Raw genomic sequence first — 14,155 nt, 5'->3', positions numbered from 1 at the left:
ATTATTTTTTGTTTGATAATAATTGTTGAACCTGTTGTTTTAACTCTCTAAGTTCCCTGGATTGCTGTTCTAATATTTCAATCTTTTCTGACTGTTGCTGTAATTTCTTATTTTGCTCAATAGAGTATAATGTTAATTCTTCAATCTTCTCAAGCAGCTTAGAATTCATCTCAGCAACGTTAATTCCGTTTTCCAGTACTTGCTGAGCAGTGGGAATGTTAGGCAAATGCCCTTTTTCAATAATATGTTTTTCAACCTCCTCTAAAGATTTCAGCTGGTATTCTTTTTTAAAGACATAATCAGCCCATACATTAGCTTTTACTTCAACTTCTTTAGCCTTAATTTTACCGTCAAATCTGGCAATGGCATTATTGAAGAACTTGACCCAGGTTCCATTATAAGCATCCTGAATACCGAAATAGGTAGAACCGTCATTACCATCATTAGGTTGAGCGATAATGATATTGTGGCTTTTTCCTAAGTTTCTAAGAACTGTATCTCCGATTTGTCCACCCCAACAGCCTGAACAGCCTGATTTTCCGATCTGGAATGATCCCAATGAATTAGCGATCTCAAAAGCCAGATTGTCTTCCTTATAGATTCTGAAATAAGCCTCACCACTTCCTCCCGGATCATTAATCCCTACGTGTACTACTCCATTTGGAAGAATGTTCATCACTTTTGTATTGTTCGTTTTAAAAACCAGAGGTTGGTTGTCTGTAGTTCCAATAAAATTATTGGATGGATTAGTCCCTGAATTCCCAGTAGTATTCCAGCTTTGGGCGAATGAAAATGATGACACTAATAGTGCAATCGAAAATAATTGTACTTTCATAATTATATATGTATTAAATATTTATGTTTTAACTTTCCTGCAAAAGTATATTTTTTTGTTCACAAGATAAAGAGTTGTTTTATAGATTTAGCATGAACATTCTTAACCTTATTATTTATGTGTTTTCAGCCGTTCTAATGCAAAGCTATCACGACACGGCGACAAACCGTGACGTATTTTCTTACCTGTGATAAAAATCATATTAAAATAAGAAAGGCACGGAGCAAAAGTCAATCCGTATTAGAGGTACTAGGATACCCTACAACCAGAAAGACTCCGCCCAGTGCCCAGTATAGGACATGGGCGTAAGTCTATCAAATTTGGTTGTATGAGAAGATTCCTAGTTTTCTAATACCAATTCGACAGAGCTTACGCTTGTTTCGTAAAAATTATGGGTGCTAATATAGAGATATTTTTTGAACTTATAATTGGCGATACAAAACGGGAAAAGTACTGACCTGACTTTATTGTTATGTTTGTTGTTTGTATATATAATAAAAGCATCCATTTGGGATGCTTTAAATAGAATTGAAATACTGTTTAAAAAATATTTCTATAGATCATTATATCATTATAAGCGGCATTGTAAGTTAACTGTGTTCCTACAGTTATGGTTTTAGCTCCATCAAAAGGACTTCTGCAGTATCCATGCTGCTGCATCCACTCGCAAAGCTCTGTAATTTGGCTTTTATTGCTTGTAAAATAGAAGTAAGATGTATCTTCAATAGTCTTGAGTACATTGAGATAGTCTGACAATTTCCAATAATCATTACGGTTGTATGTTGTGGTATCTGTTGATAGATAGGGAGGATCAACCAAAAAGACTACATCTGTATTATTTCTATAATCGGCAAATAAATCACGATAATCTTTTTTAGTCCTGTTTACCCCTTCAAGATAGCCCTCTGCGTTATAATCATTTAATCTGACCCTATTATAGAATGTTTCTTTTTTCAGCTGGTCAAAGTTTGTCACATAATTCATGGAGAACAGTAACGATGATGATATGGTCACCCAGTCGATAAAACCTTGCTCATGGCTTATTCTTTCAATAATTTCATGGCAAATGCCTTCGCTTAGTTTTTCTTTGTCTTTTCTATTGGAGTTTTTAGAACAGATTGCCCGAATATCGGCCAGTAAAACATTGGTCTTATCAATATTCTCAATGCGTACGGTGTAATTGTCAAAATCATTATAAATAACCGTTGCATTCGGATAGAAATTTTTGACAGTATGGCTGAGCAGTCCCGATCCACCAAATAAATCTACATAGGTAGCATTGGGTGAGAATTCTTTTAAAGCTTCTTTAAAGTGTTTTAAAAATTTTCTTTTCTGTCCCTGAAAAGGCAAAGGAGCCTGAGTATAATTTTTCATTGTGATTATTGTATTAAACGATTAATATATTAGCATCACTGTAATAGCTTCTGAGTTTTTTTATTCATCTTTTTGGGCATAGGCAATGCTGTCAAAAACGAGATTACTACTTGTTAGAATGGCATATAATGTAGTCAGCTTATAATCCCACTTTATAAGGTGTTTACCTAATGTGCAGAACAAACTGACTATAAAAAGGTAATTTTTTGAATATTTTTCGGTACGTTTAAATGTTCGTACCTGTTAAGACAATAGAATTTTTCCTAGTAACTGCATGCTCATAGATCCTTGCCCGCCTCCACCTAGTTGGAAAACAAACCTTTTCGGGTATAAATTGTAAGTACTGTTAAACTGTTGGTACGTCTTCCCATTTCCTTCGGCGATGACATATACGACTCCGTTATAATAGGCAATATGAAAAGTATCGTTTCTTACGGCTAATGTAGTGTTGGGTAACATCCCTATTCCCCCGCCATCGTAGTACTGTACTCCATAGAATACGCTATCCCCGTTGCCAATTAACCCGCATCTCCAAAAGTTAACGAAGTTCGCTCCATAGTTGGTTAATTGATTATTTAAAGAAAATGAGGCCATAAAACCTGCATTTACTTCGGCGGTATTTATTAAGTTATCTGAGTAATAGAGTGTGTTTTGAGATCCAGATGAAATGGCTGTGTCATTTACGGAAGAATCCCCTCCTGAAGCTTTCTTCCAGTTCGTTATCCCTGTAAACTGACTGTAAGTTAATCCTTCTTTTACGATTAATTCCGGGGAGCTTGAATTTGTTAACCCATTATGGGTTACAAAAACCTGGTAATATCCTTCGGGCTTTGTTTTCCAGTTGATTCCAAAATTCAGGTTATTGGGGAAATTCTGTAGCACAGTGAAATTATCGACATCATATACTTCGGGTGCCGGAAGATTTGTGCCGTTTATATCCTTGATTCTTTTAATTTTGATATAGGCGTTTGGGGTAACATTATCCACGAATAGATTTAATCCTACAAGGGTTGTATATTGAATGAAGTTCTTTGTATTGTCAATAAAAGGAAGGAGTAAAACATCAATCCTTGGGGTACCTGTAGAGAAATTTTCAGTTGACAGTTTGAGTCCATTTCTAAAGGTCGTTTTTTCGGCATCGGTTGCCAGAGAGGGAAAACGTAAAACGATATTTTTCCCGTTACTCCATGCTTCCTGGCCTGTTGAATCCTGGACTCTCATTCTTACAAATGTGGAATCTGTTGATTTATCGGGCAAATTTTTGAGGTAATAATAGAACCCTGCTGTATTAATGGTCCAGTTGGCGCCTAGAGTCAATCCGGCTCCGGCAATTGATGTCAATGCCGAATTGGCAACATTTTTCCCCATATCACCGGCAAGGATTCTTCTGACATTATTATCCTGGTCAAGAATATAGGCATACTTAAAAACGGTATCAGGACCTGAAACAGTCTGTGTAGTTTTATCGAGTTTTCCATCAATGCCTTTTTCATCGAGAAAGTTATCATTAAACTCATCCACGATATAATACAGCACGTCCCTGACTTTTTCAGCGGTAATTTCCCTTGCCTGATTGTCTTTGATGTTTAGGTTGATTTTATTTTTAATATTGGTGGTATCCATCTTAAAATCTTATATAAGGTGTTAAGGCTATGTTTTGTGGTCTTGTTTCATAGGTTCCGACTTCCTGGGTATCGGTATTTCTCCATTTAAAGTTATTTCCTCCGCCATCAAATCCGCCTCCTACGTCTGCAAATCCACCATAAGGATGAATATCATCAAGTTGATGTTTATGCTTTCTTATAGCGTCCGTCTGAAAAGAACCATCTTTAAAAGTGCTTGAATTTCTATCTAAATCTATACCTCTTCCTCCGTCTAATCCACGGATAAACAGGCCTCGTAAATCTGGGGTTCTAAAAGTGGAAACACCATTGCCGGAAGAAAAATATCCACTGTTTAAATTATTACCACTAAGCCATTCGGAATCTGTAACAACTTTTGCATATTTGTTAATCATTTGCCATAGTCTTGGAAAGTCTGCACGGTTAATAACAGTACCGTTTGCCGGCACACAAAAAGATTGTGGAGTATACCCATAGATTACTTCTCCAATATTTTCCAGGTGAATATTTCCACTTATCATATACAATTTACCCCCATAATGAACGGCTGAAAAACTTTCTCCTCCATGTAACCACAAATCCGTTTTAAACTCATCATCTGGAGTTCCTTCTATCGGTAGCCCCATTTCTATTTTCACGGCGTTTCTATTTGTGGCTAGTGCAGTGAAAGAAATAGCAATACCATCAATAATGCCCGAAGTATTTACAGTTATTATTTTGCCACTACTTTGAATATCCAAAACAACATCCTTATCCATCACGTCTGACAAAGCCAAAGTAATGCTCGCTGAGACTTGCTTGATTGTTACGGCTTTTCGTTTGCTGAAATTATCATACAGATACTTCGTTCTATTAGCCAACTGCTGAGCCTGTCTGTTAGCAACACCTCCCGATTGCGGATCGCCTCCACGTACCACATCAGACTGTTCAATCTGATAGATGCTGTTTTCCCACTCTGCTGATTCCTGTAAAACTCCCATTTTAGTTAATTGTTATGGTCCAGATTCCTGTTAAAATAATTGCTGATGTCTTGAGTATTTCCGGTCTGGTTTTTCTTGAAAACATGACCAGATCTGCATTAAAAAGTCCCAGCTCTGTAATTTTGAGTCCGTTCGCCTCCCCTGCAGCTAAAGAAAAAGTAAATTGTACTTTACTCAGGGAAGGGTAGGTAATGCTATCTATATTTTTATAGAACCCATTGACCAGGGCATTGTCTTGTGGTGAGGGATCGGTGAGACCTTCACCAAAACCTACTTTGGAAATACTTTTCCCGGAAGCTTCTCCGCCCAATAGTTTCGCTACGTTGATGATTCCTCCCGAAACAATAAGATTATCACCGCTCATCCGCTCCAGGGTTTGTCGTGTTGCCGAATCTTTTACAATGATTTCCAGGGATCCTTTTGTTATTATATTTTCTTTCATATCAGCTTATTATGATTTCTAAAACATCGTTGTCGTTGTTGTAATTTTTTTCACCATTGTAGGTGTAGGTGCCGTCATATATAAAGTCACCCCCTAAGAATACCGCATCTTCACTTTCTATTCCGGGCGCTTCATAGCTGTCATCTTTTATTGTAAGGCCCTCATCGAAATCGAGTTTAAATTCAAATCCCATCAGATGTGAGCGTTCATTCTTATAGGCTTTGACCATGGCCAGAGCATCTTCAATACGCTGTGGATCTACAGCATTCTGTCCAATACCCAGTTCAATGGTAAATCCTGCCCAGTGGTTTACATGCTCAGTAATGGTTGCATCAGCAAATCCGACTGTTCTCAGGGCTTCTTTGATGGCCCAGAGCGTCCCTTTATACCTGTGAAGCTCAATTCCTGTTTTGATAAGATCTCTTTTCTTTTCGGTGGTGTCTGCGAGTTTCCATCCATTGTATCCCATGAGATCAAACTGAATCGCTAATGTTCTTAAGACGGACTCTGGGACAGAATCAATCATGTAGGCCAGCAGAGTATCTAGCTCTATGGCATTAAAGCGTTTTTTTGCCAAAAGGTCAAAAGCGATAATATGGGGTTGCTGCAAGCTCTCGGGCAGTATATTATTCATCGCTATATCCTGTTGCTTTAACATTGACCCCCGTGCATAGGGCCACCTGATCTTCACCGACAAGGATTGTCGATAAAGGTGAATTTACCTTTACGTCATACACAGAATCTACTTTCATGGCTTCCCCTATAATTTTTTCGACAACCACGTCAAGCCCTGTTTTCATCATCCTGCTGCTGGCATAATTGATGAGTTTATCATGTACCATAGCGATAACTTCCGAACGTAAAGCCCCTGTGATTAATGTGAGATCAACATCAATCTGGTAACTTTTAGCGGTAGGGGGCAGTACGATAACGGTGTCTGTGAGGGGTCTTACTTTTTCATCGGCAAGAGCCATCTTTACTTCATCTAAAATGCCCTGGTCAGGTAATTCTCCATCTTTCATTAATGGATAAATATTAACCTGTCCCGGAACAGGGGAGGTGATTCCTACATCCATAATTGCTGCATTGGCGCTGCGTGCAAAAAAAGCATACGCTCCGCGGCTTCCCGCATTGCTGAATGATTGTGGGGCCAGCATAATACGCTGGCGCAAAGCTTCGTCCGATTCTTCATTGCTTCCGCCTGTGGATGTATTGATGTTGGTTACCGAGAAGAGATAAGGCTGAGGGTCTAATATGATTGATATTTCCCCGGGATTCAATCCATTAGCCTGTGCGCCGTTATTCACACTGACAAGTGATGCTGTTTTTTCATCTTCATCAGCCTGAAAGGTTACATCCTCCATGAGAGCAAAGACCTCCCCGGTATTATTAGACTGTATTCTGATGCCCTTTGGTATGGTGAGAACTCCGTGTCCTGGCGTACATTTCATTTTTACCTGAACGAAAGACTTAGAAGGGGGAAGTCTTTTTACGCCGACCAGATCTCCCAGGAAATCTAAAAAGGGAGCAGAGCTGAAGGCTACCAGATTCTGTGTTGCGGCATTTTGAATCTGTGTTCTTAATAAGACTTCCCGATAGGCCAAAGCATTAATCAGCAATTGTTCTACCTGTCCGGGATAAAGGGTACTGCCGGTCATCTGCTCGTAGTCCGATTTTATCTCGCGGATAATGGTTTCAGGGTCTATATCTATAAATTCAGGTGCTTCCATTATATTTCAAAGTCTTCATTAAAATCAGAGCTAAAAGCCCCTTTTGTTAATAGGTTAATTTCTAACGTACAGCCATCTAAAGGCTCACTTGCTATGAGCACTAAATAATTGTCTTTTAAGATCCACTTCCCATAGTCTTTGTATTGCTGACTTACGAAATTCAACGCTTCATTTTCTGTCTCAAAACCTTCTGATGGCCATGGCGATATTCTTTTCCCCTCTTTCTTCAATACAACATTGTAATTCATAAGATCGTATCTCTCTGGAAATGGTGCGTGTAATTCACCAGTAACACTTGTGATGGCAAGTTTACCGGATGCCCCTAATTGGGTATTGATATACACGATCACCTTGTTTTCCTGGAGGAGTAAGTACCAATTGCCCAAATTTCCCCAAAATTGATGAACCCATTTCATCATTTCATTAATAGACAGGAACCCATTTTGTGGACTAGCGGGACTCACGGGCATTCCCTGTAAAGACATATCAATGAAATAGAGGAATGCATTAGTCAGGTAGGAAGCGGAAAGAGCCAAAGGCCTGGTGTCCTGTTTCAGGGAATACTGAAAGGTACCCGTGTAATCTTCTGCGGTTTTGTAGGTAATACCAAAAATAATATTGCTTTTATCCTCTGTTATATCCATTTCATGGACAATTTTTTGGATGGTTATTCGGGGTTCATATGATTGCAGGGCCTGAATAATTTCTCTTTTCATGTTGGGAATTGAGGCGGATATGGGTTTATCGAGCCATTTCCAGATATCACTTCCAAAGTCGGGTCTCAGGGGATCTTCTCCTTTTCGGGTGCGCAGAATAACAGCAATACACTGCTGAATATCATCATATCCGGTTAGAATTTTCCCTGCATTGTTAAGGTCTAACTGCCAGTTTTTTGTTGGGATATCGCTCACTTGCATAGGGCAAACTTAATGTCTTGTGCCGGGAAAATTTTTGCTGAATATTTGCCTTTAGGAGATGGTTCCAGCTCCTTCCCCTGAAGTAGAGCCCGATCCGCCGGAGGTTGTTACCGGAATTCCTGCAGCAATGGTTACCGTAGCGCTCTTAACAAATGCATCAATAGCCTCTGAAAGTCTTTGGGCGAATTCTTCTTTGCTGTCCGTTTCTTTGTTTTCCATATCGGATAGAATGGCTTTAATTTCGGTTTTTAATGTATTTTTATCTAATGGCATCAGGATAGTATTTTTTCGTATTTCTGTTCGAACTGGTTTAACCGCTCTATGGTATCGGGCAGGAGTCCTACGCTGGGTCCTGAGGATGTTTTGACTTTGAGGTTTTGAATGAGTAATTTTAAATCCTCAAACAATTCCTTAAAACTAACATCCGGATTGCTGATCTTGAATTTCCCGCTTGCTTTATCGATTTCCAGTCTAAATGTACCATCGTTCATTTCTGTGATGAGCTTATCTTCACGGGCTCCTTGTGGCGGGAAATCTTTCTGGGAATAGATGGCACCGCCCACGACTCCGAATTCACAGTTTTCATCCATCAGGCACCATACCTGCTCATTGATTGAAAATGGGAATGTGTATTTATCTTTTTTTGAAGCCGGTACAGATACCGGCAGGGGATTGCTGACGATCTGATCGCTGGCAAAGTTCACTCTGACACACCCTTTAGCGTGGTCTATTTCTGTTATAAATCCGAATTTTAGCATTGTGGTGGTCAATTTTTTAAGGATTCTCCAGTTGGCTTTATTATCATTAAAACTTACTGGCTGCTGTTTTTTTTATTTTTTTTCGGGGTATTTTTTTCGGTCTGTTTTTCTAGCTCCTCCTTACATCCTACTTTATAGACCTCTGCATCTACCAGCCAGCCGCTGGTACTGCTCAAGGTATGAGAAGCACTTTTGATCAGGTAACCCCCGGAAAGTCTTCCCAGGCGACGCAGGGAAATGATATTGCCGCTTATCAGAACCACAGATCCGGGAAGGGAAATATTTCCTGATTGCTGCATTTTATTCGCTTCCCGGAGGGCTGATTTTGTGATCTGCTGTGCCTGCTCGATACTATCTACGCTCTGTTCTAAATGCAGGATATCATCTGAATTAGGGAGTCCTCCCTCAGAGGTCTTGTACTCAATAATGGCTCCTGCTTCCGGATTGTGAAATCTGATAGATGCGGAGCTATAGGTACCAAAAGTTCTATCGGTTAAAGAGAAGCTGATCAGATCGGTTTTATCGAAATAGGCTACGGCCTGTTTACTCTCGAGCTCTTGATTTTTAATAAAAATTAAATTCTGGTCCCTGACATTGAAGGTATAGCCGTATCTGGAAGCGAGTTTTTTGAGCATGGTCAGGTTTCCTTTTTTCTGCTGAACGAGCCTGTCTACTGTTATATTACCGATAGTGCCAATGACTTTCAACCCTAAATCTGCGGCAATGGTATGCACGATCTGAGAAAGGGTTTTCTTTTCGTGAACATGACTTTTTAAGGTTCTTTTCTGTCCCTGTTTAAATCCGGCTGCGATACAGCGTATATTGACAGCATCGGGGCTGCCGTACAATTCAATCTCATCAATTTCAAAGGTTCCGCAATCTAAGACCTCAGCTCCTAAAATCCCGATTTGAGCGGTAATTGTGGCTCCTTTCTCCGGATACCACTCAGATTGCCATTTACCCTGTGAATCTTCCAGGGAAATATCCAGGGTGTCGGCTTGGGACATATGATCGGTATACCCCAAAGACATGAGGCTTTTGCTTACATCTGCGGTAATGTTTTTACCATTATAGAGTACTTTGATGTATATCTGATCTATTGTTTCCATGGCGGTAATTGGTCTTTATCGGTTTTGAGGTTGTAACTTTCCAGCACCGGAACCACCAGCACTGTACCTGCTTTTAGTCTTTCGGAAATGGGCACCTGGGGATTAGCAGAAATTAATCGTGGAATTTCTCTCACGGTTCCATACATTTTCCAGGAAATGGAATCCCATCTCTCTCCATCTTGCGTAATATATTGAATGGTATCAGCCATTATATTTTTCTTAGAATAATATCATTAGTGAATACAGCAGAAGCGATATTCACTGCTCTGATTCCGTTCTTTACATTCAAAACAGAAACTTTTACCTCTTCTGGTTTAAAAGGCTCTTTCATTAAACTTTTAACCTCTGTGAGCTGAGCCATAGACTCTTTAAGGGCTGAAATAATACCGGCGGCATTATGGATCTGCTGCCGGGTTTGGGAAATAGCATCGATTGCTTTGGTCATGTTATTCTGCGCCTGATCGAGAGTGTTTTTAACTTTGTCAAATAAAGAAGCGGGATTGTCCATCTGGAGGGTTTGATTGGCTGTTTCAGCGGCCTGCCATGCTTTTAACTGGGCATCCATGAGTGCTTTATGGGCCTGTGCTTCTGAGGTTTTGGGTTGTGGAGGAAGTGTATTGATCTGCTGTTTATCTCCAACAGCGCGTGCATTTTTCCTTGCATTGATTTTTTTCTTATCAGGATCATTAGCGACTTCCAAAAGAGACAGGGAAACCTGAATCTCAACAGGGGAGCCATCGCTGAAAGTCTGCGAGATGGTCTTCGCTGCGGATTTGAGTACAAAATCGTTGATATACTCCCCATTGCCTAATATCAGCGGTAATATTTCTCCTGTGCTTTTCCAGGTTTCAAAATCCTGTAATTCCTGATTGATATTACAGAAATCAGCTCTTAAAGTGAGCTGTAGGGATAATTCTTCCAGGGTTTCACTCCCCAATTGTAGCCTTGGCTTGGAGCCTATCAAATCATACTGGGAGAGCACGGCCTCGTTTCCGGAATAAGACCATGCTTCCGGGGCGTAAAGTCCTGAAAATTCTTTATTGCCTAATTGAAATATCATGCGAATCCTTTTCTTTTTTGTCCGTGACTGTAGTCTGCCATTTGCTTTTCAAAATCTCTACGCATCTGAGCGGTCAGTTTTTGTTGGGTGATCTGATCCATACTGCCGCTTATATTAATCACCGGTGCGAAGCTCATGCTGCTGTTTAGATTTCGGGCATACGATTTGGGTTGAGGGAGCCCTTTGGCGCCTCCCACATGATTAATTGTTGCGTCCAGAGAATTTTTTGAGGCGTAATCAAGAGCGGAACGGGTACTGCTCACGGCTCCTTGCAGGCCACTTAACATCTTACTGATTAATTGTCCTATTGCAGAATTTTTTATCCAACTGATCGCTTTAGCGAATATCTCTTTGACCTTGTCCCATAACTTCTGGAAAAAAGCAGTAATGGGAGACCAGTGTTTGTAGATCAGCCCCTGCGGGGTGAAATTCAAAAATAAAAATTTAATGCCTTCCAGTCCTTTATTAAAGAGTTCTTTTAGAGTGCCCCAGAGTGAGGAGAACCATGCTTTTATCTTATCCCAATGTTTATAGATCAGTCCGGCAGGCGTAAATTTTATGAGCAGGGCTGTTATGAGTTTAATATAGGATCGGAAAATAGCGGTTACCCTGGTCCATAATTTAGAAAACCAGGTGGAGATCTTATCCCAGTTTTTATAAATAAGGTATGCACCTGCTGCAATGGCTGTAATGGCAAGTATCCAGGGATTTGCGATGAGTAATTTTGATACTGCTGAAAAAGCGATCCCAATAACCCTGAATGCTTTTCCCAGACCCATAGCTGCTTTGATAGCGGCGGGTCCTATGGCGGTAAAAACTCTGCCCACTACGGTGAAAGTTTTACCGATGTGCGGTCCTATTGTTGAGGAAAACTTAGAAATGGCACCTAGGGCCTTACTTCCGCCAGTGATAAATTTTCCTATCGTGGTGATCGTACTGCCAAGTCCAAATTGTAAGGCGCCGACTCCTATCTTTAGAGCGGCAATGGCTGCAATGGTTTTTACAATACCCTCTACTAATTTAGGATTTTCTGTTATCCATTTAGAAAGGTTGTCTATGAATGGTTTTGCAGCCTGAGCCAGCTTCATTAGGGAGGGTAATAAAGCGCCTCCTATTTTAATACCGGCATTGATGGTTTGCTGCTTTAGGATTTCCAGTTGTGCACCTGTTGTTTTTAAGCGGTTCTGGGCTTCTTTTTGAACACTGCCTGTCACATTGGAATTTTTAGAGAGAAAGTTGAGCTGATTTCTGACTCCGGTTGCTGTATCCATATTGGCTGCTAATTGAGCTACAGCGTTACTGTATTCACCGACATCTCTTTTATTGAGCCAGCTAAAGGCATTTCCGCTGGCTTTGGCTTTTTCCAAAATAGCGATGAGTCCTTTAGCTCCGCCGCCTGCTTTATTAAACATAGCGCTTAGCTCCTTATTTCCCATGATGGCTTTTTGGAATCTTTTCATAATGGTTGCGGACTCTTCACCGCTTTGTCCTACAACCTGCAGGGCATTCCCGAAGGCCTGCATATGAGTTCCTGAAACTTTTAATGTACTGGCTACAGAGGCTCCGCCCTTGGCCATAAAAGTCACTAAATTGGAAGCTTTACCTCCAAATTTGTTGGTGGCGGCGTTCATGGCATCCATTACGGCATCGGTTTCTTTTAGGGTAATGCCCATGGCATTTTTAATGACCATATAGCCTTTGGCGGCCTCACCTGCTGCCATGTCAAAGGCGAAAGAAATCTTACTGGCAGACCTGGCCACTCCATCAATTTCTTTTTTGGCCACGCCTCCTGCTGCCAATTCGGCCATGAGTTCTGCTACACTGGTAGCAGCCCCTCCGTATAGATTAGAAACAGCGATGGCATTATGGGTTAATTCAGCAAACCCTTTACTTCCAAAATCATCATTGGTTACCTTGGCCACATCGGCAATTTTTGATTCTAATTCTATGGACTGTTTTACGGCTAAACCTAATGGAGCGAGCATGGCAGCACCTCCGGCCATGTTGGAAAGGCCTGCCTCCTGCATTTTCTTCCCCTTATTGATCAAGGATTGTCCCTGTGCATTGATTCTGCTTAATGTGCCGGAGAAAGATCTGTCAAGTTGTCTGATGGCGGACTCTGCGCCTGAAATATCGGCTCTGAGTAAAAGGGTTACGGCGGTTGCTGCATGATTCATTCTTCGATAGAGTTTAAGGTATTATGAATGGCTACCGCTTCTCTATAATAAAGGTATATCTCCCGGCTGTACCACTGTTCTACCTCTAATGGTGATATGCCATAGAAGTGCGCTGTAAAGGCTATTTCCCTGAGCCCTATTAAAAATTTAATGAAGAAAACGCGATCATGAGTTTTGCATAATCATCCTGGAAGAGATCATCGAGATAAAATTCCGGGGGCTGCTGTTTCCCCTCTATGGTGGTAGCAACACTCATATTGATGGTTTCAAAATCACCGGCAGGATCGTTTTGCATTCTTTTCTTGGTTTCGACAAAATCCCGGCCTTTGAGCTTTCTCACCGAAGCTTTTCGGCCATCCTTGAGTTCAAGGTGTTTTACTTCACTTCCGTTGTCGTATTTCCGGGTTAATATGCCGCTGTTTTTCTCCTCTTCACTTTGGTAGAAAAAGCCATCCTCGCTGGGCTCTGTTGGGAAAATTTCTTTATTCATAATACTTTGTTTAAAGCTCAAAACTAGGAAAGAAAGCAGAAAAAAAACTTGCCAAATATTTGACAAGCTTTTCCTTAAACCAATGTTATAAAAGGATAAAAAACGCTAAAACAGATATTGACAATAAAAGGGATTAAATCCCCAGATTTTGTCTGTAAGCGGCTAACAGATCTTCTCCATCGACTTTAAAGATATTGGCTTCTACATCTACTTCCGTAATGACTTCTCCTCCAATTTCCAGTCTGACATAGGTACATCCATAATTTGTGGAAAGTTCGACATTATCATGCTGCTGGAAATTTCCGAGGGGAAAATTCTTTGGTTGAATGGTAAGGAAAACAACGGCAGGAGTCTGTGCTATTCTTTCTCCGCCCTGGTATTCTTCCAAACTTCCCCTTACCTGAATTCTTACGGCCTTAAATGGATTGGCCATTTTCTTTAAAAATTCAGGATAATAAGAGGTCCATTTCATGGAACCTTCCATTTTGTCGATGCCGGAATAGTATTCTATGGTACCATTCATTCCTAAGGCTTTATGTTCAGACTGCTTGAAAGTAAGGGTGGGGCATTGAAATTCTTCAACACGCCCCAAAAGGCTCCCTCCATCCACATATATATTGGCGTTGGTGAGTCTTCCGATTTTGATTTTTTGAGCCATTTT

Annotated in this window: 16 protein-coding genes; all 16 read right to left on the bottom strand. The window is 40.6% G+C overall.

Annotated elements, in window-relative coordinates; translation table 11 throughout:
- Window position 1: 1 nt before the first annotated feature.
- Window positions 2-835 (bottom strand): cell wall anchor protein, encoded by an 834-nt coding sequence (locus CLU97_RS18455; protein ID WP_121489237.1) that lies wholly within the window; start codon window positions 833-835, stop codon window positions 2-4.
- 540 nt (window positions 836-1,375) lie between these two features.
- A complete protein-coding gene (locus tag CLU97_RS18450) occupies window positions 1,376-2,209 on the bottom strand; it encodes a DNA adenine methylase (protein WP_121489236.1) in 834 nt (277 codons plus the stop codon).
- A gap of 243 nt (window positions 2,210-2,452) precedes the next feature.
- Window positions 2,453-3,832 (bottom strand): hypothetical protein, encoded by a 1,380-nt coding sequence (locus CLU97_RS18445; RefSeq protein WP_121489235.1) that lies wholly within the window; start codon window positions 3,830-3,832, stop codon window positions 2,453-2,455.
- Between the two features lies 1 nt (window position 3,833).
- Window positions 3,834-4,811: a phage tail protein gene (locus CLU97_RS18440; RefSeq protein WP_121489234.1), complete on the bottom strand. Its 978-nt coding sequence runs from the start codon at window positions 4,809-4,811 to the stop codon at window positions 3,834-3,836.
- A 1-nt stretch (window position 4,812) separates the two neighbouring features.
- Entirely contained in the window at window positions 4,813-5,253 is a 441-nt protein-coding gene (locus tag CLU97_RS18435; protein WP_121489233.1) for a hypothetical protein, read from the bottom strand.
- A 1-nt stretch (window position 5,254) separates the two neighbouring features.
- Window positions 5,255-5,887 carry a phage tail protein gene (locus CLU97_RS18430; protein ID WP_183084612.1) on the bottom strand — a complete coding sequence of 211 codons (633 nt, stop codon included), beginning with the start codon at window positions 5,885-5,887 and terminating at the stop codon, window positions 5,255-5,257.
- Window positions 5,880-6,983: a baseplate J/gp47 family protein gene (locus tag CLU97_RS18425; protein ID WP_121489231.1), complete on the bottom strand. Its 1,104-nt coding sequence runs from the start codon at window positions 6,981-6,983 to the stop codon at window positions 5,880-5,882. The genes CLU97_RS18430 and CLU97_RS18425 overlap by 8 nt, the downstream gene beginning before the upstream one ends.
- Window positions 6,983-7,900 (bottom strand): GPW/gp25 family protein, encoded by a 918-nt coding sequence (locus CLU97_RS18420; RefSeq protein ID WP_121489230.1) that lies wholly within the window; start codon window positions 7,898-7,900, stop codon window positions 6,983-6,985. Before CLU97_RS18420 ends, CLU97_RS18425 begins: the two co-directional genes overlap by 1 nt.
- Before the next feature lie 51 nt (window positions 7,901-7,951).
- The gene (locus CLU97_RS18415) at window positions 7,952-8,173 is read right to left on the bottom strand and encodes a hypothetical protein (RefSeq protein WP_121489229.1); all 222 of its coding nucleotides are present in this window, start codon (window positions 8,171-8,173) and stop codon (window positions 7,952-7,954) included.
- A complete protein-coding gene (locus CLU97_RS18410; protein WP_121489228.1) occupies window positions 8,173-8,658 on the bottom strand; it encodes a hypothetical protein in 486 nt (161 codons plus the stop codon). Before CLU97_RS18410 ends, CLU97_RS18415 begins: the two co-directional genes overlap by 1 nt.
- A gap of 53 nt (window positions 8,659-8,711) precedes the next feature.
- Complete coding sequence (locus CLU97_RS18405; protein ID WP_121489227.1) at window positions 8,712-9,767, bottom strand: phage late control D family protein; 1,056 nt, start codon at window positions 9,765-9,767, stop codon at window positions 8,712-8,714.
- Window positions 9,755-9,976, bottom strand: a complete 222-nt coding sequence (locus CLU97_RS18400; RefSeq protein WP_121489226.1) for a tail protein X — start codon at window positions 9,974-9,976, stop codon at window positions 9,755-9,757. Before CLU97_RS18400 ends, CLU97_RS18405 begins: the two co-directional genes overlap by 13 nt.
- A complete protein-coding gene (locus tag CLU97_RS18395) occupies window positions 9,976-10,827 on the bottom strand; it encodes a phage tail protein (RefSeq protein WP_121489225.1) in 852 nt (283 codons plus the stop codon). The genes CLU97_RS18400 and CLU97_RS18395 overlap by 1 nt, the downstream gene beginning before the upstream one ends.
- Complete coding sequence (locus CLU97_RS18390; RefSeq protein ID WP_121489224.1) at window positions 10,824-13,004, bottom strand: phage tail tape measure protein; 2,181 nt, start codon at window positions 13,002-13,004, stop codon at window positions 10,824-10,826. Before CLU97_RS18390 ends, CLU97_RS18395 begins: the two co-directional genes overlap by 4 nt.
- A 139-nt stretch (window positions 13,005-13,143) precedes the next feature.
- Window positions 13,144-13,494 carry a hypothetical protein gene (locus tag CLU97_RS18385; RefSeq protein WP_121489185.1) on the bottom strand — a complete coding sequence of 117 codons (351 nt, stop codon included), beginning with the start codon at window positions 13,492-13,494 and terminating at the stop codon, window positions 13,144-13,146.
- Window positions 13,495-13,627: 133 nt separating this feature from the next.
- Complete coding sequence (locus CLU97_RS18380) at window positions 13,628-14,152, bottom strand: phage major tail tube protein (RefSeq protein ID WP_121489181.1); 525 nt, start codon at window positions 14,150-14,152, stop codon at window positions 13,628-13,630.
- Between the last annotated feature and the right edge of the window lie 3 nt (window positions 14,153-14,155).

The organism is Chryseobacterium sp. 7 (assembly GCF_003663845.1).
Taxonomy (GTDB): domain Bacteria; phylum Bacteroidota; class Bacteroidia; order Flavobacteriales; family Weeksellaceae; genus Chryseobacterium.
Note: the sequence above shows the minus strand (reverse complement) of the source record. Positions and strands in the feature narration are given on the sequence as shown.